The sequence below is a fragment of the Methylotuvimicrobium alcaliphilum 20Z genome (assembly GCF_000968535.2).
Classification (GTDB): Bacteria; Pseudomonadota; Gammaproteobacteria; order Methylococcales; family Methylomonadaceae; genus Methylotuvimicrobium; species Methylotuvimicrobium alcaliphilum.
Genome location: NC_016112.1, coordinates 4,101,892 through 4,125,941 on the forward strand (window position 1 = coordinate 4,101,892; position 24,050 = coordinate 4,125,941).

At 48.3% G+C, this 24,050-nt stretch carries 17 protein-coding genes; 9 read left to right on the top strand and 8 right to left on the bottom strand.

Features of this window, described 5'->3' with window-relative positions:
• The first annotated feature begins 24 nt into the window (after positions 1-24).
• A complete protein-coding gene (locus tag MEALZ_RS17440) occupies positions 25-642 on the top strand; it encodes a class I SAM-dependent methyltransferase (RefSeq protein WP_014149971.1) in 618 nt (205 codons plus the stop codon).
• A gap of 34 nt (positions 643-676) precedes the next feature.
• On the opposite strand, the gene hspQ is transcribed toward MEALZ_RS17440, so the two are convergent.
• Positions 677-988 (bottom strand): heat shock protein HspQ, encoded by a 312-nt coding sequence (hspQ, locus tag MEALZ_RS17445; RefSeq protein WP_014149972.1) that lies wholly within the window; start codon positions 986-988, stop codon positions 677-679.
• A gap of 158 nt (positions 989-1,146) precedes the next feature.
• Between hspQ and MEALZ_RS23830 the strand changes: the two genes are divergently transcribed.
• Positions 1,147-1,275 carry a hypothetical protein gene (locus MEALZ_RS23830; RefSeq protein ID WP_269844349.1) on the top strand — a complete coding sequence of 43 codons (129 nt, stop codon included), beginning with the start codon at positions 1,147-1,149 and terminating at the stop codon, positions 1,273-1,275.
• Positions 1,276-1,342: 67 nt separating this feature from the next.
• Positions 1,343-1,957, top strand: a complete 615-nt coding sequence (gene ribA / locus MEALZ_RS17450) for a GTP cyclohydrolase II (RefSeq protein WP_083877788.1) — start codon at positions 1,343-1,345, stop codon at positions 1,955-1,957.
• Positions 1,958-1,965: 8 nt separating this feature from the next.
• Here ribA and MEALZ_RS17455 read toward each other — a convergent pair whose 3' ends face one another.
• Entirely contained in the window at positions 1,966-3,147 is a 1,182-nt protein-coding gene (locus MEALZ_RS17455; protein WP_046061667.1) for a M20 aminoacylase family protein, read from the bottom strand.
• Between the two features lie 86 nt (positions 3,148-3,233).
• On the opposite strand from MEALZ_RS17455, the gene lexA reads away from it, so the two are divergent.
• From lexA to MEALZ_RS17465, 3 genes are all read left to right on the top strand, one after another.
• Entirely contained in the window at positions 3,234-3,905 is a 672-nt protein-coding gene (lexA, locus tag MEALZ_RS17460) for a transcriptional repressor LexA (RefSeq protein WP_014149975.1), read from the top strand.
• A complete protein-coding gene (locus MEALZ_RS22850; RefSeq protein WP_014149976.1) occupies positions 3,902-4,057 on the top strand; it encodes a hypothetical protein in 156 nt (51 codons plus the stop codon). The genes lexA and MEALZ_RS22850 overlap by 4 nt, the downstream gene beginning before the upstream one ends.
• 737 nt (positions 4,058-4,794) lie before the next feature.
• Positions 4,795-5,157 (top strand): SirB2 family protein, encoded by a 363-nt coding sequence (locus MEALZ_RS17465; protein ID WP_014149977.1) that lies wholly within the window; start codon positions 4,795-4,797, stop codon positions 5,155-5,157.
• 89 nt (positions 5,158-5,246) lie between these two features.
• Here MEALZ_RS17465 and MEALZ_RS17470 read toward each other — a convergent pair whose 3' ends face one another.
• The 6 genes from MEALZ_RS17470 to MEALZ_RS17495 form a co-directional block, all read right to left on the bottom strand.
• Positions 5,247-7,790: a two-component system response regulator gene (locus tag MEALZ_RS17470; RefSeq protein WP_048481348.1), complete on the bottom strand. Its 2,544-nt coding sequence runs from the start codon at positions 7,788-7,790 to the stop codon at positions 5,247-5,249.
• Between the two features lie 8 nt (positions 7,791-7,798).
• On the bottom strand, positions 7,799-10,606 hold the full coding sequence (locus MEALZ_RS17475) for an ATP-binding protein (protein ID WP_014149979.1): 2,808 nt from the start codon (positions 10,604-10,606) through the stop codon (positions 7,799-7,801).
• On the bottom strand, positions 10,593-11,522 hold the full coding sequence (locus MEALZ_RS17480) for an ABC transporter substrate-binding protein (protein ID WP_014149980.1): 930 nt from the start codon (positions 11,520-11,522) through the stop codon (positions 10,593-10,595). Before MEALZ_RS17480 ends, MEALZ_RS17475 begins: the two co-directional genes overlap by 14 nt.
• A 3-nt stretch (positions 11,523-11,525) precedes the next feature.
• The gene (locus MEALZ_RS17485) at positions 11,526-13,481 is read right to left on the bottom strand and encodes a TonB-dependent receptor plug domain-containing protein (protein ID WP_014149981.1); all 1,956 of its coding nucleotides are present in this window, start codon (positions 13,479-13,481) and stop codon (positions 11,526-11,528) included.
• A gap of 187 nt (positions 13,482-13,668) precedes the next feature.
• Positions 13,669-14,433, bottom strand: a complete 765-nt coding sequence (locus MEALZ_RS17490) for an inositol monophosphatase family protein (protein ID WP_014149982.1) — start codon at positions 14,431-14,433, stop codon at positions 13,669-13,671.
• Positions 14,434-14,462: 29 nt separating this feature from the next.
• Positions 14,463-16,079: an alkaline phosphatase gene (locus tag MEALZ_RS17495; RefSeq protein ID WP_014149983.1), complete on the bottom strand. Its 1,617-nt coding sequence runs from the start codon at positions 16,077-16,079 to the stop codon at positions 14,463-14,465.
• 367 nt (positions 16,080-16,446) lie between these two features.
• On the opposite strand from MEALZ_RS17495, the gene MEALZ_RS17500 reads away from it, so the two are divergent.
• The 3 genes from MEALZ_RS17500 to MEALZ_RS17510 all read left to right on the top strand — a co-directional run bounded on the left by MEALZ_RS17500 (position 16,447) and on the right by MEALZ_RS17510 (position 23,684).
• Positions 16,447-18,564: an HDOD domain-containing protein gene (locus tag MEALZ_RS17500; RefSeq protein WP_162531691.1), complete on the top strand. Its 2,118-nt coding sequence runs from the start codon at positions 16,447-16,449 to the stop codon at positions 18,562-18,564.
• Positions 18,565-18,603: 39 nt separating this feature from the next.
• The gene (locus MEALZ_RS17505) at positions 18,604-21,087 is read left to right on the top strand and encodes an EAL domain-containing protein (RefSeq protein ID WP_014149985.1); all 2,484 of its coding nucleotides are present in this window, start codon (positions 18,604-18,606) and stop codon (positions 21,085-21,087) included.
• Positions 21,088-21,521: 434 nt separating this feature from the next.
• Positions 21,522-23,684: a zeta toxin family protein gene (locus MEALZ_RS17510; protein ID WP_014149986.1), complete on the top strand. Its 2,163-nt coding sequence runs from the start codon at positions 21,522-21,524 to the stop codon at positions 23,682-23,684.
• Positions 23,685-24,050: the final 366 nt, after the last annotated feature.

The following is a 24,050-nucleotide window of genomic DNA, read 5'->3' on the forward strand; positions in this document are numbered from 1 at the left end:
AATGCGCTATGACACGGAGATGATATGAAACCGGACAGCCTCTCGATCAAAAAACGCTATGACCGACTAGCGCCTTATTTCGACAACCTTGAAGCCGTCATGGAAGGCTTATTTTTCAAAAAATGGCGAAACCGCTTATGGGCCAAAGCCGAAGGCGAGCATATTCTTGAAATTGGCGTAGGCACAGGTAAAAACTTCGATTATTACCCGCATGGCGCCCGGATAACCGCAATCGACTTCAGCGGCAAAATGCTGGATATTGCAAGACACAAAAAAAACCGAAAACAGATCGATGTCGATCTTCATGAAATGGATATCGAATCGCTTGAATTTGCCGACAATTGTTTCGATACCGTGATTGCCTCTTTCGTATTTTGCTCGGTCCCCTCGCCCAGAAAAGGGCTCAAAGAATTGCATCGAGTCTTAAAACCGGGCGGACAAATCGTGCTGCTCGAACACGTTTTAAGCTCAAGACCTTTGCTTGCTCGCTTGATGAATCTATTGAACCCGTTGACGGTTTCATTGCTCGGCGCAAACATCAATCGGCAAACGATCAAAAACGTGCAAGCCTCCGGCTTCAGTTCGATTCATGTCGACTCGAGCAGCGGCGACATTATCAAACTGATACAAGCGCGAAAATAAACTCGATTGACGAACGGCTGCTTCGTTCGCGAGATCAGTTCTTCATGACATGCAACGAATAAACCCCGTTTTCAAAATCGTCAAAATAGTAATCTACCATCGGATTATGAATGCGCTGCTTGTTCTGACTGACCATCAAATTGCATTCCGCGACATAGGTTTGGTGACTGGCATTATCGACCAAGACATGATACCAAGGTTGATTCTTTGCGGGTCGACTGCGCGCTACTTTTTCGTACCATTCTTCGCCGCCGCGAAACTCGAAATCGACATCGTAGATAACCCCACGGTAATTAAACAATTTATGATGAACGATCTGCCCTAAAAAATATTTTGCTTCTTTCATAACCCGTCTCTTCAAGCCAAGCAGCTCTTATAAACCTTTCGCACTTCAAATTTTGGCAGTCCCTAAAGCGCCGCCGGGGTGCTCGGCAAAGACTTTGCCAGCACGGATGTATTCACGGCGTCCTTTGACGGGCCCCCGGTGCCGAATTTTGATCTACGATGAGTATATCTAAACTTGCCGCCACATCGGCCGCGCAAAGTCCGACTTCAATAAAAGAATATCATAATCATCACAAACACCCTAAACCGCCGAAAATGCATAAACCGAGAATTGCTGAAAAATCCTAAAGTTTTTCGCTACGAACCGGACGAATTAGTTAAAATACAGCCCATTACATTATTTCGATTAAACGACGTGAAGCCTCAGATAAAAAATCTTGTTCAAACCCGCATTCCAACCCGTTACGGCGAATTTGTTCTACATTACTACAGCAACAACATCGACACTAAGGAGCATGTAGCCTTCGTAAAGGGCTCAATCGCAAACCAAAGCCGAATTCCGGTTCGCATCCATTCCGAATGCTTTACCGGCGACGTTCTCGGTTCGCGACGTTGCGACTGCGGCGAACAGCTCGACAAGGCACTGCAGATTATCAGCAACGCGGGGCAAGGCGTGTTGATTTATTTACGCCAAGAGGGTCGCGGTATCGGGTTATTGAAAAAACTGCAGGCTTATAACTTACAAGACCAAGGCATGGATACGGTCGATGCCAACATTCATTTAGGTCATTTGGACGACGAGCGCGACTATACTTTCGCCGCGTTAATGCTACAAGACTTAGGCGTCGATTCGATCCAATTGATTACCAATAACCCGAGAAAAATCGATGCATTGACTCAACTCGGCATCAAAGTCGAGGATCGCATCCCGATCGAATCGGTTTTCCATAACGACAATCGCGCTTACCTAACTACCAAAGTCGAAAAAATGAGCCACTTGTTAACCCTGCCGAATGAAGACAAAAACTAATCGCACCGTCAAACTTCCGCCGGCAAAACCGTTTCCACCAAGCTAACCCAATAGGCGGCTCCCATCGGTAAAATTGCATCGTTAAAATCGTAATGCGGATTATGCAATAAACAACTGCCTTCCGAGGGGCCGTTACCGATCCATACATAACACCCAGGCACCTGCTGCAGCATAAAAGCAAAGTCCTCCGAGCCCATGCTCGGTACCGGGCACAAATCGACTCCTTCGCTTCCCGCTACCTTTGCTGCCGCCAGTAATGCCAATTCGGTCGCATCCGGCGCGTTGACCAACACCGGATACCCCGGATTCTCGGGATTGAACGCAACCGACCCGCTAACGCCCAATCCCGCACAAATTCCTTCGACCGTCTTTCTAATCTTATCAACAATCAATTCCTGCACCGCTGGTGTAAAGCATCGAAACGTACCGCGCAACACAACCGACTCGGGCAAGGCATTCCAAGTATCGCCCCCATGAATCTGCGTAATGCTGACTACCGCCGAATTGAGCGGGTCGACCGTACGGCTAACAATGGTTTGTAAAGCACCGATCACTTGCGCCGCGGCGACAATAGCATCGTTGCCTAAATGCGGCATTGCGGCATGTGAGGCACGCCCTGTGACAACAATCTCGAAACAATCGAACGAAGCCATCATCGGGCCGGATTTGACGGCAAAATGTCCTTCCGGAATATCGTGATAATTATGCATACCGAACACGAAATCGACTGGAAACAACTTAAACAAGCCGTCATCGATCATCCGTTTCGCACCGGCCCGGCCTTCCTCGGCCGGTTGAAAAATGAAATATACGGTTCCATCGAATTGAGGATGTCGACTTAAATATCCTGCCGCACCGAGTAGCATCGCACTATGACCATCGTGCCCGCATGCATGCATTTTTCCATCATGCTTCGAACGATGCGCAAACGTATTTTGCTCTTGAATAAACAACGCATCCATGTCCGCTCTTAGCGCAATTTTTCGAGAGCTCGTGCCAGCTTCCAAACTCGCCACAACACCGGTTTGCCCCAATCCTTCATGCACATCAAGCCCGAATTCCCTTAATCTTGCGGCAATAAAACGCGCCGTTTCGTTTTCCTCGAATGCGGTTTCAGGAAATTGATGCAAATGCCGCCGCCACTGCCGCATCGGCTCATGCCATTCCGATAATTTTTTTACTGTCGTCATAGCCATTCGAAAAACATAATAAAAATAAATATTGTTTTCTGTTTGTTCTTTGTATACTATTTTTCAAAACAGATAGAGAACAAACTATGCATCCTTTCAACTTAACCCGTAAACAACAAGAAGTATTTGATTTTTTACTCGATCAACAAGACTTTACACATCCACCGACACTCGACGAATTATGCGCCGCTATCGGACTAAAATCGAGAGGCTCGCTGCACAAACATATTCAAGGACTCATTAGTGCCGGCCTAGTTGAAGCTCCTAACCGTAAACAACGAGGCATCCGTTTAACAGCCCACGCCTTGGCACTGAAAGAACCTTCGGCTAACGATCAACGCAATACGCTACCGTTAGTCGGCGCAATCGCCGCCGGCAAACCGATCGAAGCCATTGAAAATATCAACTACATGCACGTCCCAGATCAACTAAAATCCGACAAGCCTTGCTATATCTTACAGGTTAAAGGCGAATCGATGATCGACGAGGGCATTTTCGACGGCGACTGGGTCGTCATCGAACAACGCAGCCACGCCCTTAACGGCGAAATCGTCGTAGCATTGATCGACAAGATGGAAGCCACGCTCAAAATCATCGAACAGTACCCGCATGAAACGGTACTGATTTCGGCGAATCCGGGTTTAAAACCAATGCGCTATAAACCTCATCAAGTTGAAATTCAAGGCGTATTGATCGGGCAAATGCGCAGTTATCGGCACAAAAACCCATCCCGCCACTTAACCGGAGAAAAATCATGACCCCACGTTATCACATGCAGGATCAAGTCCATGACCGTATCAAAGATCTGATGGGCGAAAACCAAACCTTCCCATGGAACGAAGGCCGGCTACCGAATATCGTCGCACCGGCCATTATCGTATTATTTTTACTCCTGGGCTTGAATTGGTAAACATGACTGTACACTTACCTCACTTCAAATTTCGGCATTAGCGTATGGAGGTACCGGGGTGTTCGGTCGATTTTTGCTCCTCGGCAATTGCTCCTGCATTGCCCTACTACACGCCATCCTTGGCGTAATGCAAAATCTGCATTCACACCATCCTTGGCGCTTAGCTGCCGCCAAGCCCCCATGGATGGGTTTACGGCGTTCCTCGACAGGCATACCCCATACCCTAAAATCGGCGAAACTGCTCAAACTAGGAATTGCTGCTGTTTTCTTGAGAGTAGCGCGTTAATGCATAGCATGTTATAAATTAACGCGCGGTTATAAACAGGTAAACCGGCGCCAAAAAACAACGGCTAACCCTAGAATAAGCATTGGGTCCACTAAAATATACCCATCGTAGATCAAAATTCGGCACCGGGGTGCCATCAAAGGACGCCGTGAATACGTCCATGTAGGCTCTATGCCAGCTCCATGCTGGCAAAGCCTTCGTCGGACACCCCGGCGCCTCCTTAGGCAATGCCGAAATTTCAAGTGCGAAAGGTATAGCTAATAAACACAATTATTCGACGAAATAACACATTGGTTGTTGATCAATGAATGAGGACAAGTCAAACCGCACCTCTAGAGAGTCATTAGTTTTGTGTCTACCATGCTTTCCGTGCACAATGCCCTGATTTCAAGTAATACGCAGAACATTCATCCTATTTGGCCATCACCTTTTCTAGAAAATTAAAATCACTATGATCAAACATATCCACATGCTTTTTGTCGCGCTCTCCATCATCAGCTTTACCGGGCGCATATTCTTGTCGGAAACCCACTCTGCATTACTATCGCAAAAATGGTTAAAAATAGCCCCGCATGTCATTGATACGGTGCTGCTAGTCAGCGGAATTTCATTGGTTTTTATCGGTGGCTGGCTCTCGGCCGATTTCGGCTGGATCATTGCCAAAATCGTGGCACTACTAGGTTATATCGGTCTAGGTATCGTCGCGATGCGCAGTCATGGCAATCAACGCTGGCTGGCATTTGCGGGCGCCTTACTTTGCTTTATTTATATTGCGCTCGTGGCAGTCAACAAACAAGCATTTTTCTTTCTGTAATTCTAAACCCTAACCGGGGCAATATCCTTGCCCCTAACCAAGCACTTTCGCTTTAAAAGATAGCCGCGGCGATCACGGTAAAAACCTGACTACTCCTTCGCCAATACCGAAATTGACTCGTTCAAAAAAGCTTCAAATTCATCGATCGCCACTGGCTTTGAAAACAAATAGCCTTGAAAAACCCGGCACCCCAGGTTTTGTAAAAATGTTAGCTGTTCATGGTTTTCAACACCTTCCGCGATGGTACTTAACCCAAGACCATCGGCCATCGAAATAATGGCTTTAACAATCGCTCGGCTTTTACTATCGGCAATACAGTCCCGGACAAAAGACTGGTCAACCTTCAGCGTATCCAATGGGAAGTTTCTGAGATAGCTCAAATTGGAATAACCGGTACCGAAATCATCGATTGATATTCGAACCCCGATATTCCGCAACTGGGCCAGCGTTTTGATCGATTCGTAAGAATGGTGCATCAAGCATCCCTCGGTTAATTCCAATTCCAACATCGACAAATCCTGAAGCCCACTAGACAAAATAATATGCCGTAAACGTTGCGCGAAGTCTTTTTTAGCAAATTGACGCGGCGAAACATTCACAGCCAAATAGCTGCAGGTTTTATTGAAAGGCGCCTGAGTTTCCTCCCAGTGCCTGAGTCGCTCGCAGGCTGTCGCCAGCACCCAATCGCCAATATCATGAATCAACCCGGTTTCCTCTGCCAATGGGATAAAATCCATCGGTGAAACCCATCCTAATTGGTCGTTGTTCCAACGAATCAAACACTCGGCGCCGATGACCGATTTCAGACTGATGTCGACTTGCGGTTGATAATGAAGCTCGAACTCGGCGTTTTCGATCGCTTTCTTCAACAGCGTTTCCAATGTAAAGCGTTGCCGCTCTCTTTCCGCCATACTGGGGTAAAATAATTTAAAGCGATTACGGCCTTTTTCCTTCGCGACATACATCGCGGTATCGGCATGCTTGATTAGGTCGTTACCGGTTGCGGCATCGTGCGGATAAAACGCGATACCGATACTTCCCGTCACCGTCAATTCATGATGCGCCAAATGGATTGGGAACGCCAATACCTTACGCACCTGCTCTGCTACCTGGGCCGTATGCAGTTCGGCAACGGACTTATCACCTCCCAAGTTGGTCAACAAAACAATAAATTCATCGCCGCCTTGTCTGGCCACGGTATCGGCTTCTCTGAACATGTCTTTTAGCCTTTCGGCAATCGTCATCAATAACTGATCGCCGACCGAATGCCCCAATGTATCGTTGATATTTTTAAAGCGATCCAAATCGATGAACAATAATGCCACGCTGTCATCCGTTCGTTCGGACTGAGCCAAGGCTATTCGCAGTCGATCGCTCAATAAGGTTCTATTTGCGAGCCCCGTCAAATCGTCAAAATAGGCTAACTTGCGGATTTCTTGTTCCTGTGCCTTTTGGTTGGAAATATCGGCAAATACAGCAATGTATTGGGCGACGTTCCCTTGAGCATCGGCAATAGCGGTGATACTCAACCACTCCGGATAAATCTCACCATTTTTACGCCGATTCCATATCTCGCCTTGCCACTTCCCGGTTTTTTGCAAGCCGTTCCATAACGAGCGATAAAACAGCTTATCTTGCTTTCCGGATTTAAGAATGCCGATATTTTTGCCAAGCACATCCTTCGCCGCATATCCGGTAATCGCTTCAAAAGCGCTATTGACTCGCAACAGCACGCCACGAGCATCGGTAATTGCAATACCGTCCAACGTATTCGCGAATACGGAGGCGGTTAGCCGAACTTCCAACTCCGACCGTATGCGTACCAACAAGTGAGTCAATTTTTCAGCAATACTTTTAAAAATACGGGCTCCGGCGCCATTATCAGTCGCCGGCGTATATAGTAAAACGCCCAATAACCGGTCCGCTTCGATCAATGACAATGCTTGCCACGGCGGAAAGCCGTTACCGGCAACTAATGATTGCGTCGGCAACCCCTCGATTCGCTCAGGATAATGCGTTAATCCGGAATCGGTTTGACCAACGAACTTCAATCCTTCATCATTCATTAGATAAAGCGCACAGGAACGGCTGAACGACTGAACTAAAGGCTCCGGTGCAATCAAATTTAGGGTTTGCCTTGCCATTTCTTCGAGCGAATCGAACGTTCCGCACTTCAATGCCATCAACGATGACAACAAGGCCTGCAAGCGAATGTCGTTATATTGATCGCTAAGCGCTTGTGCGGCGCGCAACATATAACGAACATGGTGGATCAGCACCGGCCAATTGATCGGTTTCGTAATAAAATCGCTGGCTCCAGCCTGATATGCCTCTTCAATCGACCGAGTGTCGTCGGAGCCCGTCAAGATCAGAATCGGGACATGCTGCCCTTGGGGTAATGCTCTGATTATCCGGCAAACTTCGATGCCGTCGATTCCGGGCATATTGATATCGAGCAAAATAATATCGGGATGAACTTGCTCATAAACAACCAGGCCGCGCTCTCCGCTTTCCGCCGATTCAACGGTAAACCCATGGGGTGCCAATGCCTCGCTAACCAAGATCCGAATCGCGGGATCGTCATCGATGATTAACAAAAGCGGTTGTTCGGCTGTTCGGTCTGTTGGCGACATAGTAGCGTTCACGATAAAGAATCGAGTTGCGCGCGCAAGGCATCGGCGACGCAATCGAATTCATTTTCAATAGTGGTTATTAAATCCGATAGATCTTGCCACTGTGCATCGATCGCCTGGATCTCTAAACGTTTACAAACTGCGGATAAGGTATCGGCACCGAGATTGGCGCTAGACGATTTTAAGCTGTGCGCGGCTTTTCTCACGACATCCCTATTCTCTTGCGCGTAAGCCTGCTTGATTGTTCGAATTTGTTCCGGCGATGTCTCTAAATAAATCGTTATGATTTTCGCTAAAATAGCGGTCGAACCACCGGGATCTAAGTCTCGAATTCTGGCGAGTGCATCCATATCCAACACCGAATGATCGGAACTTTCAATTGATCTTATTGAAACGCTTTGAACTTTATGCGGCAACCAATGCTTCAGCTTATCGATTAAGTCTTCGACGATAAAAGGCTTACTCAAAAAATCGTCCATACCAACTGTCGCGCAACGCTCCCGATCGCCGGAAATTGTTGCCGCCGTCAACGCAATGATGGGCGTTTTAATCCGCTGCTGTTCGCATTCGAGCGCACGAATTTTTTCGGTGGCCGTATAACCATCCATGACCGGCATCTGGCAATCCATCAAGATCAAATCGAAATCATGCTCGGTAAATTGCTCGACGGCTTCGGCACCATCGGCGCAAAGAGTCGTGCGGCATTCGAGGCCTGCAAGAATGGCCTTCGCGAGCTCTTGATTAACAAGGTTATCTTCAACCACTAAAATAGCCGCTTCCGGAAGTTTAACTAAATCGCATCGAGAAGAATTCTCACCAGCCCCGGGACAATTATCCGTGGCAAGAACGGAAGGCTTGATGCATTTTTGCAAATCGAGTAGATGATAGGGTTGATTCAAATAGGCATCCGCCTGTTCGGACAACTCCGCATTACCCCACAGCACTGTCCGTAACCCGGTTAATCCTGACGTCTTGCCGATTTCCGTCAACAAGGCGCCGAGTCCCGACAAGCGATCATCAATCACAATCGTATCGAACGCCTCCGCGTTATCGGCAGCCTCGCGCACCTTCGCTAACGCCTCATACGTTGTTGCCGAAGTTAGCGCGACCCCCGACCATGCCTGTATCTGTCTCGCCATAATATCAACCTGTGCACCCGGCTGAGCCGCAATTAAAACCTTACAACCTTGCAAGGACACCGCGGGCTCACTGTGCGCAGGCACCGGCTTCTCCAGCGTTAACTCCACGGCAAATTGCGATCCCACACCCGGTTCGCTGCTGCAATCGATAGAGCCTCCCATTAATTCGACCAATTGCCGGGTAATGCTCAGGCCTAGTCCGGAACCGCCGTATAAGCGGCTCGACGATTCATCGGCCTGAGTGAAGGGCTCGAAAATGAATTTGAGCTTGTCCGGCTCGATGCCGATACCGGTATCTTGGATTTCGATGCGATAGCGAACCGACAAAGCATTTTCATCCAGCACCCGCACCCTAATAATCACTTGGCCTCGATGCGTGAATTTAAGTGCGTTACCGACCAGATTCACCAAAACTTGATGCAAATGCGCCTGATCGCCGCAGACCCATGTCGATAATCTCGGCATCACGTCGAAACACAAATCGACATTTTTAGCCGCCGCTTGCGCCGAAAATAAATCGGCGATTTGATTCAAGGTGACATAAAGATCGAAATTGTCCGAATGTAAATCAAATTTACCGGCTTCGATCTTCGAAAAATCCAGAATATCGTTGATTAACGATAATAACGACTGCGATGAATTGGCGATCAATTGCACATAATGCCGCTCTTGCTTATTCAAGCCTTCTTTCAGTAATAATTCGCTAAAACCGATGATCGCATTCATCGGCGTCCTGATTTCATGGCTCATGTTAGCCAAAAATTGCGATTTAGCCCGATTCGCGGCTTGCGCTTCTTCAGCCAGCATGACGGCTTTATCGGTAGCGACTTCCAGCGCTTTCGTGCGCTGCCGAACTTTTTCACGCAAATCTTCACGCTGCGCCATGATGCGGGAACGGTAAATGCTCAATCTTCTGAGCATCTTATTAAACGCTTCGGTCAACTCATTAATTTCCCTGCCACCCTTGATTTTTAACTGCTGATCGAAGTGCCCGTTGGAAATATCGATCGCCGCATCGGCCAAACGCCGGGCGGGCAAAGTAATTTTCCTCGTCATCCTGACCGTCAACAAAATCGCGACTATCGAAATCGCCAAGCTTACCAATAGCGCATTAACGATCGCGATTCCTGCCGTCCGAAAAAAAGGCCCCAATAACAAACCGTATTCAATGCGCCCGATATATTCGGGCGTTTGAGAGCTATCGTTCAATTCCAGCAACATGGAATCGTCGGGCGCCTGACTGTAGCCATAAATCTCTTTGCCGAATGCCAAGCTTGCATAACGGCTTCTGTGCGTCAATAGCGTCAACAATCGCGGCCGCGCTTGCTCAGTTGGGGACGTAGGCTCATAATCGCCGTAGATAGTACTATGCCGATACATCAGCTGATTATCGGCATCGTAAAAACGGATATAAGCTATCTCGCCTATTTGATCCAGTTTACGTGCAATCTCATGCAATTCGCGGACATTACGGGTATAGAGCGCATATTCGCTGTTGATTGCAATCATTTCAACCAAAACCCGGGCATGGGTCAGCAGACGGCTGTAATTATCGGCAATAGACTGATAGGCATTGACGCCCGTAATAATCAGCGACGTACTGAGAATCAGCAAAATCACGAACGCATTGAACTCCTGAGTCAGGCTCCTTTGCGACTTTACGTTAAAAAACTTCATGGGCATCTTGAATCAAACTTTCCGGCAATTCCAACTTCATATGCCGTAGCGTTTTCATATTGATCGAGTAAAACACTTTCCGGGGCGGCTCCACCGGAATTTGTTCGGGAGGAATGCCGTTCAAAATTTTCACGATTTTTTCGCCGCACTGAACTCCAATATCGAAATAGTCTCGATCGAGCGAATAAAGCGCCCCTGCCTTGGTCCACTGATTCGACAAACCGACCAAAGGAATTCGGTTTCGAAACGAATAAAGCAACACATGCTTGGCGGTTTGCGCATTTAAAATACCGGATTCGGCGAAACTCCATAACGCTCCGGTATTCTGCGGCAAACGTTTCAATACGGACGGCAAATCCGAGTGATCGTTGACGGCTTGCGCATGAAGCCTGAGCCCGATTTGCTCGGCAAGTTGCTGAGCCCTACCTAATTCGGCACCGCTTTTTTCTTCATGATACAACACGGCAATCGACTTATCGGAACCGATAAACATCTTGAGCCATTGCAGTTCGATTTCCAACGGAAACTTCAGTACTAACCCAGTGACATTCTCGCTATCGCCCAAGGCTTTTTCGTCAACGATCAGCCCCGCGCATATGGGCAATTCGCTAAACTCAGATACGGCAAATGCAGTCGCCTGACTACCCAGCGATAAAACGGCTCGGGACCGACTGGCCGAAACGGCTGCTTTAATCGGGGCATTATTGCTGGCGTCTTTATAAACATGCACATCGAGCTCAATACGGAACCCGCTGACCGAAAAAGCTTGTCGAACACCCTCTAGAACCTCCTGATAAGGTTCCGCATCCCGACTCAAAATCGCGGTAATCGTAATACTCTGCGTATCGGCGAGACACTGGGGCACGCAAATCAGCAGGCTTGACAACCAGCAGCCGATTACGATCAATCGGCTCATCGGTTAAAACTCATAATTGAACTTAACCAAAAACAAACGCCCGTTTTGTTCGATGGTTTCGGCGCGCAAGTCGGTCGTAGAAGGATCGTGATAACGACTATCGAAGAGATTATAAATACTGCCGCTCAGCTCCAGCCCCGAAATCAAATTGCTGGAAAAAACGGTCATATTAGCCAGAAAATAGCCGGGCACGTTTGATGAAAATGTGTTGCGCCGGCTGGTATAACTCAAGTTAAAACCGGCAAAGACAAGATCTTGCCACAAAGGACCGGTAATATTGAGTTTGGTTAGGTGTTCGGGCGAGTTTTCGGGTTTTCTGGGGTCGCCCTGTACCTTCGATTGCTGGTAGGCATAACTGAAAGCCGCGCGCCAACCATTTTCCCACTGCCCTTGCAGCTCGGTTTCGATGCCGTAAGTTTCGATCGAATTGACGTTTTTATAAATATAAGGATTCTCAACCGTCCCGCCTCCGGTCAAGCGAATCATATCGAATTCCTGGTTGAAATAAGGCGCGAGCGTAAGCAGATAATTGCGTTGAATACGCTGAATGAGATTCACTTCATAAGAGCGCATCGTCTCAGGCTCTAAATCCGAACTCCCGACCCAAATATTGCCGAAACGGTAATTTTCCTCGAAAGCGCTCGGCACGCGAAACGACTGGCCGTATAACAGCTTTAAGGTCGTATCGGTAAACGGTTGGTAAATAAGCGCAGCCCGGGGATTTAGTGCATCGGCGATACCTTCATAACGGTCATACCGTACGCCGGCATTCAAGGTGAGATTATCTAAAATACGGTAATCGTCCTGAATATAAACACCCCAAATCGTGCGTTTGATAGCCACATCCGCAAATTGTTCGCCGGATCCCCGCTCGAAACTGCGCATCGCCTGCTGAAAATTATACCGGTATTCGCCGCCGACAATGACGTGATGGTCGCCGAATGATTTCGACAATTTCAGCTCGTTACCCCATAACTGACCGCGAAACACGTCGCGGCTTAAATCGTCCGGCACGAAGGCATAATAACCGTCGAAAGCATTGAAGTCGTAATAGGTACGCGCCATGACTTCGAGACCGTTATCGAAATAATGTTCGTAGAGCAAATCGGCATAAGCGCGATCGTCATCCAGACTATTACGGGAGTCGTTGAAAATCGTGTCGACAATCGGCACCGGCGGCCGCTTGCTGCGGCTGACGTAGGCGCCGCTCAAGGTAAAATCGCCCACCGTGTATTTGGCAAAACCGCGCTCGGAACGGTCCTTATCCACATCGCGAGCGGTCCCGAGACCGGCCACGGACAAATTATCCTCGCCCTCGCTCTGAAAATGCGAACCGGACAAATAGAGCTCCGATCCGTTGTCGAAGCGTTGCCCGTAAGTGAATTTCCCCTTATAGGTCTCCTGACTGCCGAATACACCGGTCACGGACGGACCTTCAAGATCGCGGCCGCGCTTGGTAATGATATTGAGTATGCCGAGAAAAGCATTGCTGCCATAGAGAGAAGATGCCGGCCCGCGAACCAGCTCGACGCGACTGATATCGTCGACATCAACCATGAACTCGGATCCGATCGCGCTGAAATCGACCAGGTTGTCGTTGCTGCGATGACCGTCGATCAATACCAAAACACGGGTATTGTAATCGCCGCTCCGATTGAAACCGCGAATACCGATACGCTGATAAATCCGATCATTGCTGGTATACATGCCGCGCATGCTGCCGACAATATCGCCTAGATTGCGATAACCGAATTTTTTGATATCCTCTGATGTCACGATACTGACAGACGAAGGCGCCTGCGTGACCGGCTGCTCGTATCGCGATGCGCTATAGACCGAAGGAATGTCTTCAAACAATATTTTTTCGTCGAGCGCTGCCGTAAAATCTTCGGCAACAACACGAAATGTCAGCACCAGATTCAGCAAAAAAGACCTGGCAAATACTTTCGGGATTATCAACAGGATTGCTCCACCATTCGACTCGATTGCTCGTGCAACCAAACGAAATACCGGAACGCAACGATGCAGGCCGGTTATTATACTTTAGAAATAAGCGAACAGACATTGTCTTAAACGCGAAACCAAGCCGCAACTCGATGCTTGATTATCGCCCCCGGGCAACCCTATCCTGGAAATTGCCGATACCTTACATCAACGGCAAAATCTGATCCAAAACCTTGCCGTTCGTGACCAAAATCTGTTTCGGAAAAATACCGGGATTACCCTTGAAGTCGGTCACGGTTGCACCCGCTTCCTTCGCGATCAATGCGCCCGCCGCGACATCATAAAGGTTCAATTCTTGCTCCCAAAACGCATCGACCTGAGCATCCGCAACCAAACACAAATCCAACGCCGCCGACCCCAGTCGACGCTGCCCGGCCGTCACTTGCGCTATCCGGCAAAAGCGCGCCAAGTTATTGTCTGTCAAATAACTTCGCAAACACGCAAAACCCGTGCTGACCATCGCATCGGCCAAGTTGGTTTCCGAAGACACATGAATACGCTCGCCATTCTTGTATGCGCCTTGCCCTTTTTGCGCCCAATAATAATCGTCGAACGCCGGTGCATAAACCGCGCCGAATTCCATTTCACCCTCAATTTCGAGCGCCACGCTGAGCGACCAAAAATACTGGCCTTTCGAAAACGAATGCGTGCCGTCGATCGGATCGACAACCCAACGACTGCTTTGGTTTTCGGTCTTACCGCTTTCCTCGCCCCAAAAACCGAATTGCGGATAGCGCCCGGTCAACTCCTTCTTCAAAAACGCTTCAACCGCGACATCGGCTTCGGTAACGAAATCGCGGGGCGCTTTTTTAGTAATTTCTATATGCTTCAAAGCTTTGAAATGATTCAATGCAATGGAACCGGCTTCGCGGATAACCCGCTCAAGATCGCTTGTAGAAATAGACATTATCGGCCTTAGAAATGAATTAAAGCCGTTTATTGTAAAGCATCGGCGGCAAGGCGGCCTATCTCAGTATGATGCAGAATTTTTTCAAAAGGTTGTAAAACCTGCCTAGGCCCTTGCATAAATACATACACCGGAGTCGAGGTGTGCGTGCCGGTGGCCCAGACCGCGTGCTGTTGTTCGGCAACTTCTCGCGCAAGCAGATTTTGACGATTGCCTGCCGGATAAGCAAAAAACGCGCTGTTAAAGCCCATCATAGGCACGCGCTTTAAACTCAATGATTTGTGGTTTGGCCGGTAATAGCGGTTTTTTTCAGTCGCCAAAATACGCTCGGCTTGTCTTTCATCGATTTTGAATTCGGTATAAAGATTAACCATCTCGACCAACCTAGCCGGTTTCTGTTGCGCCTTCGGCAAGGACTCGAAGCGCTTGAACAGCTCAAAGTAACTCAACTGCTGTGCATACAACCTATCCAACACTTCAGGATTGCCGTAATTGAAGGACGGTTGAAACTGCCTGCCTTCTTGAAAATACGCACCAGGAAGCGAGCGGGGCTCGGGTAAATCGGCCGCCGAATAACTAAAGCCGAAGCCGCCGGTTTCATGATCGGCCGTGACGATCAATAAGGTATCGTCTCGCCCTTGCATCCAGTCAAGCACTGCTTCGAGCGTTTCATTCATCCGAAGCATTTCGTGCAATAAGGTGCCGGTATCGTTGCCGTGCGAAGCCCAATCGATCTGCCCGGCCTCGATCATCAGAAAAAAACCTTGTTCGTTTTTCGACAAGATGTCCAGCGCCTGCCGCGACATTTCCTTCAATGTCGGAACGGTACGTGCCGGGTCTTGTTTGGCTAGGGTCTCGGCAATGCCATTCGGTAATTCGGACGCGGCAAACAACCCTAAGGTTTTGTCTCGGGCTTGCTGCAATTGCGATTTATTGAAAACCAACTCATAGCCCTGTTGCCGTGCTTGTGCCAATAGATTTTTTCGATCGTTCCGTTTCGAAGCGATCGAGTCGGTCCGGCCCAGTAATTGCGCTGCCGATCGGTAATCTTGCGATTGTTTGTCGTTGACGGTTTCGGGCAACCAATAACTCCATCCCGCCGAAAACATAACATCCGGACCGATAGCCAGCAAATCTTCGGCAATTTCATTTTCGAGACTTCGATGTGTCTGATGCGCGGCAAATGCCGCCGGCGTCGCATGCGTGATGCGCGTATCGGATACCAGCCCTGTAGCCTTACCGATACGCTTGGCTTTTTCGACAATCGTTTCGCGGCGGTTGCCGTCTTTATCCAGCCCCAGCATTTCCGATCCGGCAAAATATCCGGTCGCCAATTGAGACGCCGAAGCTGCGGAATCGGTGACTAACGTGCCGGCCGCGTGCGTCGTCGAAATAGTTAATTTGGCATCGCCTTGTTCAATCATGCGGTCGAAAGCGGTTTTGCGCGATTCGATCACACTGCTTGGCGCTTGCCTAGCATAAGACAATAACAACCCGACTTGCTGCGGCCCCATGCCGTCGCCGATCACTAAAATGACGTTGTTAATACGAGCATCTTCCGAATGCGCCAGGTCAACACCGGCACATCCTGATAATGCTAGGTTCAATAACCCCAGCAAACAGATCGCAATGTAAATTTTTTTCATATCAAATGCCGGCATCCGAATAAGCTTTAGTCAATATGTTGTTGTGCATGATTGTTATACCCTTTGCTCGTCAAATTTCGGCGTCGGGGTGCCCGTCAAAGGACGCCGTGAATACGTCCATGTAGGCTCTATGACAGCATCCATGCTGCCAAAGCCTTTGCCGAACACCCCGACGCATCCATACGCTAATGCCGAAATTTGAAGTGCGATAGGTATAGATTCAGCACGAGCTCACAAGCTCGAACCGTTCCGATGAATCAACGCTTATGAGTCTAACAAGAAACGAACGCCAAACACCGAATTATCGATTATGATAAGGTTATCAATACTATAAATTCGCCGATCGGTAAAGCTCATGGAAACCGCCATGTCAAAAATTCTCTCTGAAATAGACCCGCAGCAATTGCCGGCTATTCCTAAAGTCTTATTGAATCTGATCGAAGCCTTTCAAAATCAAGATACCGGCTTCGAGGACTTGACTCGAATCATCTCGCAAGACGCCGGGCTCAGTTCGAAAATATTGTCCGCGGCAAATTCGCCTTTCTATCAGCAATTCGGAGAATTAAAAAACTTAAATCGTGTGTTGATTATCCTAGGTCTCGAGCCGTTAAAGACCATCACAATGACCAGCGTGGCTCAACAATTTTTTAACCAAATCTCGCCGTCTCAACAGAACTATCTCGAAATCATTTGGTTCAGGTCATTGGCATGCGCTCATTTTGCAAGACGTTTGGCAAAACTCATCGGTTTTGAATCGCCCGATCAGGCTTACTTGACCGGCCTACTGCATCGCATCGGACAACTAGCTCTTTTGCAATGCTTTTCTAAAGAATACGGCGCATTACTAAACGATCATTCCGAAGACCTTCCCGAATCGTTCGAAAAAAAAACATTGGGAATATCACATTGCGAAATCGGCGCTTATATCATTGACACCTGGAATATTCCCGGCTTTCTCGCAGACGCCGTTTTGTATCAAAACAAAGCCTCTCAAGCAATACTCGATAGCTCTACCTTAGTTAAATTGATCAACTTGGCAGCGCAATTAAGCCGATTCGACAGACAAAACAGCGCCGTTGTTTACGCCGAAGCCCATGCGCTATTCGGACTCGGACAAGCGATTCTCGACGAAATAGCGGTCGATGTAAAAAAACAGGTCGAACAGACCGCCGGAAGCCTTGGAATTGCCGTTGCGAAGCCTGAAGACGGCACGACGGTCATCAGAGCAAAACTCGAAGAACGTAACGCGATTCAGAAACGTCTCGGCAAGCATGCCAGGGATTTGGCATTCCTCGGCGCCATTGCACGAAACAACGATTTATCCGAGCAATTCGATAAAATCCTAACGACTCTATTGCGTGACTTGAATATTTTATTCGGGTTCCGGTCAACAGCCGTGTTTCTAGTAAACCCGGAAAAGCCCATGCTTGAAGGTTATCCATTACCCGAGCAAAACAACGCCAACCTATTGTCGAATTTGTCGATCGAACTCAAGCCTAACCGCAGCTTGGTCGCGAATGCGTTATTGAACCAACGCTTGCTAGATTCTTATCAAACCACCCTGCCCGATCCCATTCCGGTTATCGACCGGCAAATTTGTCGATTGCTCGAAAGCGAAGGCATGTTAGCAATTCCCCTTAGCGCGAATAATAGGCATTGGGGAGTTATTGTTGCGGGATTGGCGCCGACCGACCAACTCCAAGTCAAGGCTAAACGGGGTTTGATCTCGTTATTTGCCGGCGAAGCAACCCGTATCCTCTCTAATCATCGTGTAGCAGGCGAGCGCATCAGAGAAAACATCGACACGATGCAATCGGACTTTCAATTACAGGTAAAAAAAATAATTCATGAAGCCAACAATCCGCTGAGCATCATCAATAACTACCTTTATTTGCTCAACCTTAAACTCGGTAGCGACAGCCCGCAAGAAATCGGGCTCATTCAAGAGGAAATCAACCGGGTCGGCGAGATCATCCTGCGCCTTTCCGACACACCGACACAAGAAAGCGCCGGCGGCGATTCCGGCCCGATCGATATCAACCAAACCCTAAGCGATTTGATCGCGCTTTTCGAGGGCGGACTCTTCGCCCCTCGTCGAATAGAGGCCAACTTGAAACTCGATGATCGGCTCCCGAAAATCGCCGTCAGCAAATCCAAGCTGAAACAGATTCTAACTAATTTAATCAAAAACGCCGCCGAAGCATTGCCTGACGGCGGTCAAGTCACGATCTCAACCCGCGACCGCGTTTATTTAGGCAATCACTGTTACGTGGAAATTCAAATCCACGATGACGGTCCAGGTTTACCCGATACGATCAGCGAACAGCTATTCCGACCGGTTACCAGCACGAAAGGCGAAGGCCACTCCGGACTCGGGCTTACTATTGTCAAAAACCTGGTCGACGAACTAGCCGGCACTATCGGCTGCAACTCGACGCCGGACGAAGGAACGACCTTTCAAATTTTCTTACCCAGAACGCTATAACCATGCCTATAATTAGTAAATAGGATCACGGTATTAAATATGGGCGCCATAGCAAGCTTACATTCTAACTCAGACATCGAGATACTAATTATCGATGACGAACCCAAGGCACGCGCAAGTTTACACGATATTCTCAAATTATCCGGCTATCGCGTCGCTATGGCGGAAAACGTCGAATCGGCCATCGAATTGATCAACGAGCAAAATTTTCCTTTGATTTTGCTCGACCTGAATATGCCTGTTCTGAACGGTCATCATTTTTTGGACTATCTAGCCCACCACGATATCGACACGCAAGTCCTGATCATCAGCGGCGAAGCGACTTTCGCCCAGGCCGCACGCTCATTGCGTTTTAACTTTGTCCAGGAATTCATTAAAAAACCCTATGCGGTCGAAGCCTTGCTGCATTCGGTTAAAATTGCCTCCGAAAAAATCCGCCTGAAAGAAATCAATAATAAAGTTCAGGCGCAATTATCGAAATCCGAACAATTACACCGCTTTTTCGTCGACAGTTCGCCCGACATCATTTACATGCTGAACGACCGAGGCGAATTCGTGTTTCTGAACAATGCCATCGCTAACATCCTAGGCTACGATAAGAGCGAAATCATCGGCAAACATTATTCCTCGTTGGTGTATCAAGCCGATCTCGACAAAGCGAAATACGCTTTTAATGAACGCAGGACCGGCGATCGCTCCACCAAGGCCATCGAACTTCGTTTACGGTGTAAAAACAGCGATCAGCCGAAATATGTCGAAACCAATTCAATTACAATCGTACTGAGTTCCAAAGGCGTTTATAAGAAGAAAAAAGAAAATAAGGAATTTGTCGGCACCTATGGCGTCATTCGCGACATCAACGACCGCAAACTATCCGAAAATACCTTGCGCAAACTCAATTTAGCGGTCGAAAACAGCCCTAATTTGATCTATATCACCGACAGTAAAGGCACGATCGAATATGCCAATCCGAAAATTTTTGAAATCTCCGGTTACACCGCCGAAGAAATTATCGGCAAAACACCGCATATTTTTAGTTCCGGAGAAACACCGCCGCACGAATATCAAGAGCTTTGGAGCACCATCTCCTCCGGCAAAATTTGGCGCGGCATTCTCAAAAACCGAAAAAAAACCGGGCAACTGTATTGGGCCCAACAATCGATCGCACCGATGCTGGACTCGGACAACCGGGTAACGAATTATGTTGCGATTCAAGAAGATGTGACCGAAACGCTCGCTCAGCGCGACATGATTACCTATCAAGCGACTCACGATCCATTGACCGACTTGATTAACCGCACCGAGTTCGACCGCCGTTTGAAACGGATTATCAACACGGCTAAAACCAAAGGCTCCGGGCATGTTTTGTGCTACCTGGATCTCGATAACTTCAAAATCGTCAACGACACCTGCAGTCATACGGCAGGCGACGAATTGCTTCGCCAAATCAGCCGGCAATTATCGACATTGATTCGCAATCGCGACTCCCTGGCCCGACTCGGCGGCGATGAATTCGCGATACTGATGGAACACTGTACGCTGGAACAAGCTCAAGCAACTGCCGAACGCATTCGGCAACACATCGAACGCTACCAATTCCGCTGGGACGACAAAAGCTTCCGAATCGGCGTCAGTATCGGCATGGTCACGATCAATGCAGAAAACGGCGGTTTCGATGAATTATTAAAACGCGCCGATATCGCTTGCTATATAGCCAAGCAAGACGGCCGAAACCGCTCCCATGTCTTCACCGAATCCGATCAGGCTTGCATTGATTACCGCAACGAAGCCGCGTGGCCCGAAAAAATCGAACAAGCCTTGTCGCACAACCGCTTCCGACTCTATCGGCAGCGAATCGTCGCACTGAAAAGTATCGAAGGCGATCATTACGAAGTGCTGTTGCGCCTGCAGGAAGACTCCGGCAAAATCATTACGCCAAACGCATTTTTACCGGCGGCGGAACGCTATCAATTGGCCGCTTCAATCGATCGATGGGTTATTCAAAAAGTGTTCAACTGGATGCTTGAACATCCCGACCGGCTAAGTTCACTAACGTTGTGCTCGATTAACCTTTCCACGGCAGGCTTGAACGACAAAGGACTACTCGAATTTATTATCGACCGCTTCAAGCAAACTGCACTTCCTGCCGAAAAATTCTGTTTCGAAATCACCGAAACGGCAACCATCTCCAATTTAACTGCAGCAACACAATTCATTACTTCGCTTAAGGAACTCGGCTGCCGATTTTCACTGGATAATTTCGGTAGCGGACTGTCTTCGTTCGCTTATCTTAAAAACCTTCCGGTCGACTTTCTCAAAATTGACGGCGTTTTCGTCCGCGACATCGAAACCGATTCGGTAGCGCTAGCGATGGTCAAATCGATTAACGATATCGCCCATGTCATGAATAAAAAAACCATCGCCAAATTCGTCGAAAACGATTCGGTAATGAAAATCCTTTTGGATTTGGGTGTTGATTATGTTCAAGGTTACGGCAGCGACGAGCCTTCACTTTTGAAATAAATCAGCAATTCCCAGTTTGAGAAATTTCTTCGTGTTCAGGGTGCGGGGTATGCCTGTCGAGGAACGCCGTAAACCCAGCACCTAAATCCAGCACCTAAATTCCATAGGTCTTTGGCAATGATTCAAAATCAAGGTTTATTTAGGTGCTGGATGAATTACCCAAAATAGTTAACCATAGCCAATGAACTATGGAATTTAGGTGCTGGGTAAACCCATCCATGGGGGCTTGGCGGCGGCTCCCTGCCGCCGACATCCTCGCCAAGCACACTCCGCACCCTTTTTTATTCTCAAATTGGGAATTGCTGGAAATAAGTCGGCCATGCCTTTCTTGTTCTTGTAAAATCCTGAGCTTGTAAATGCCCTAATGGATGTCGTCTTAAAAAGACTGTGACCAGCCTTTTCCGGACCGACACTTGACCAACGAAAGGTATACGATGAATGACACCAAAGTCCGGCTTTCCGGTTATCACCGCCTCAAAAAATTACGCACTGCATTAGCAACAGCCAGGGGTACCGTTCTACTTGCCGATTTAAAACGAGAAGCGGAAGGGACTATCTCGCATGACCAAACCAAACGGGTCACTTATCTAACCACTCTGTTCTCAAGAATTCATCGAGAACTGTTTCAAGACTGGAAAGACCAAGCCACGATTCGGCACCGCCCCGGTACGATGACCGATGCCGATAAGCGCCTGAAATTTCGTAAAACCATCGGGCGTTTGGTACTAGATGAAGAAGCTAATAGAGATACGGCTATTTTCGACAATAACGGCTTTGTCATCAACGCCGACAACATCGATGAAAGATTGGCCGATTTTTACTTAAAAATGCGCATCGTTAGACCCTTTGATTACGGTAATCGCATCACGCTCGATTTTTTCATGACCATCTTGGGAAGATTGCCGGCCTTCAAAGCCGTTTATGAACACGGCATCGATTTTCGCCGTATCGATCAACATGACGCCATCGCACTGCACGATACGTCAAGCGATATTGAAGCGCTAACGCGTGCCTTCCGCCATGCTCTCGACTCGCTACGCAACCAGTCATTAATCAACCAAGCCAACGGCTACGGAATTTGGCCCGAAAATAAAACCTTCGTCTCGGGAATCCCTTTCTTATCCTATGTCACCGAAAACGGCACCCAATGCCTGGTATCGGTCAACGGCGGATTGGTACCGTTGGACAGCATACAAGAAGAGCTATTTACCGCCGGCAAACACATTGCCGATTATCCCTTATGCTCACCGGATAACATTGTCGGCTACCTGCCCGGCACCGAAGCCTTGCGTACAACGGAAAAAACCGAAATCGACGGCATAACCGTCGGCAAACAAGGAGAGGCGCCGCTATTTTGTCTTGACGTCAATATGTTGACCGGCTTGCGCTCGCCCAGTCATGCCGAATTGTTGGAATTGGTCAAGCAGTGCGCGGGCAATCAGGCAAGCATTTTTAACTTAGCCGACAACGACAGCCTAAAACAACAATTACTGATTGCCGCGAACGGAGACGAACGTTTACAGCGAAGCGTTGAAATTGCGTATGTCAGGCTCGCCAAAATCGTGCGCATTCTCAAACACGCCGAAGACGATATTTTCTTCGGAAAAACGCCGGTCGAAGAACCCCGGCTATTTATGTCGATGGGCGGGGCAGGTTCCGGAAAAAGCGTCGTCGAGGAAATCGCGACAAATCATTGCGGGGACAATTTCGTAATTGCCTCGCTCGATGAATTCAGAAAGCAAAGCGATCTTTATAAAGTACTGACCGCTGCCAACCACCATAGCGACGATTACGTATACGTGGAACCATTCGCCAACCGATTGCGCGACGCGGTAGCCCATCGCGCCAAACTCGAGCGGATCAACATACTCTACGACGGCACCGGAATCCCTTATTCGCCTCGCTATTCAAGCATTATCCATGAATTCAAACAAGCGGGTTTTTATACGCAAATCACCGCTGTCGATGCCTTTATCGTCAAGCCCGGCAATCGCGAGCATGAACTGATCCGTTCCACCGTGATCGATAGCGTCAAACAACGCTTCGAAAAAACCGGCAGAGCCTTACCCTGGGTCATTACGGTTTATAAACACATTCGCTCCCCTGAATCGTTTCTCGATGCTTTAGAAGACCCGGCTCTGGATAAAATTTCTCTATTTGCTAACGACAGCGAACCGGGCATGCATTACTTGATCGCCGAAAGCTTCAATTTACCCGACCGCGAAGTCAAGTTACTCAAAACCCATCAACTCTCGGGTTCGCTCGCTAAATCCCTCATCTCGCTGAGTAAAACCAATGACGATTCGTTACTAAGAAATTTAGCACACAACGACAAAACAACCCTCAGGCGAATGATCGATCGAAATCCCGAGTACAACGAGCAAAATGTCGCTTACTTAATTCACAATAGACTTCACGATCACCGAGTATTAGTCATTTACAACTGCCGGCGAATGATCGATTTTATCGATAAACGGCAACTCAATCCCAATGCGTCAGGCGAACAAGGCCTATTACACAAACCGGAAGCATTGGCCTTCCATGTCGACCCTCCCTCCCGCACCCCTTGGCTAATCTCGCTTCAAGATTCGACTTGATTGAATCATGTGCCTCTCTACCAAACCGAAAATATCGAAATATCCTTGAGGTCTAAAGCGGAATGGGAGCGTGGGAGTTCCTGATTAGCAAGTTTCTTCAGCTAAAGCCCAAAGATCAGCATATCCCTAGCAGGACGGGTTCGTAAGCCATGCGCGTCAAGCTAAAAACGGCCAACCCACATCACGCTCTTTCCCAAGCTGGAGCTTGGGTAACAGCATATTTTAGTTTTTGCGACTACGACTGGCCCCTGCTCGGACACTTGCTTCGGCAAGCTGAAGCATCTTGTTAATAAGGTGAGAGTTTAACTATCCATTACCAATTTGGATACTCAATATAGACAAGCATCGCTGATTTCGGATGTATAA

Bases quoted from the DNA above. Each gene is read 5' to 3' on its own strand.
- MEALZ_RS17475 (WP_014149979.1), bottom strand. From the start codon at position 10,606: ATGAAGTTTTTTAACGTAAAGTCGCAAAGGAGCCTGACTCAGGAGTTC.
- MEALZ_RS17455 (WP_046061667.1), bottom strand. From the start codon at position 3,147: ATGACGACAGTAAAAAAATTATCGGAATGGCATGAGCCGATGCGGCAG.
- MEALZ_RS17510 (WP_014149986.1), top strand. From the start codon at position 21,522: ATGAATGACACCAAAGTCCGGCTTTCCGGTTATCACCGCCTCAAAAAA.
- MEALZ_RS17465 (WP_014149977.1), top strand. From the start codon at position 4,795: ATGATCAAACATATCCACATGCTTTTTGTCGCGCTCTCCATCATCAGC.
- hspQ (WP_014149972.1), bottom strand. From the start codon at position 988: ATGAAAGAAGCAAAATATTTTTTAGGGCAGATCGTTCATCATAAATTG.
- MEALZ_RS17495 (WP_014149983.1), bottom strand. From the start codon at position 16,079: ATGAAAAAAATTTACATTGCGATCTGTTTGCTGGGGTTATTGAACCTA.
- MEALZ_RS17440 (WP_014149971.1), top strand. From the start codon at position 25: ATGAAACCGGACAGCCTCTCGATCAAAAAACGCTATGACCGACTAGCG.
- MEALZ_RS17490 (WP_014149982.1), bottom strand. From the start codon at position 14,433: ATGTCTATTTCTACAAGCGATCTTGAGCGGGTTATCCGCGAAGCCGGT.
- MEALZ_RS17500 (WP_162531691.1), top strand. From the start codon at position 16,447: ATGTCAAAAATTCTCTCTGAAATAGACCCGCAGCAATTGCCGGCTATT.
- lexA (WP_014149975.1), top strand. From the start codon at position 3,234: ATGCATCCTTTCAACTTAACCCGTAAACAACAAGAAGTATTTGATTTT.
- MEALZ_RS17470 (WP_048481348.1), bottom strand. From the start codon at position 7,790: ATGTCGCCAACAGACCGAACAGCCGAACAACCGCTTTTGTTAATCATC.
- MEALZ_RS17480 (WP_014149980.1), bottom strand. From the start codon at position 11,522: ATGAGCCGATTGATCGTAATCGGCTGCTGGTTGTCAAGCCTGCTGATT.
- MEALZ_RS17505 (WP_014149985.1), top strand. From the start codon at position 18,604: ATGGGCGCCATAGCAAGCTTACATTCTAACTCAGACATCGAGATACTA.
- MEALZ_RS23830 (WP_269844349.1), top strand. From the start codon at position 1,147: ATGAGTATATCTAAACTTGCCGCCACATCGGCCGCGCAAAGTCCGACT.
- MEALZ_RS22850 (WP_014149976.1), top strand. From the start codon at position 3,902: ATGACCCCACGTTATCACATGCAGGATCAAGTCCATGACCGTATCAAA.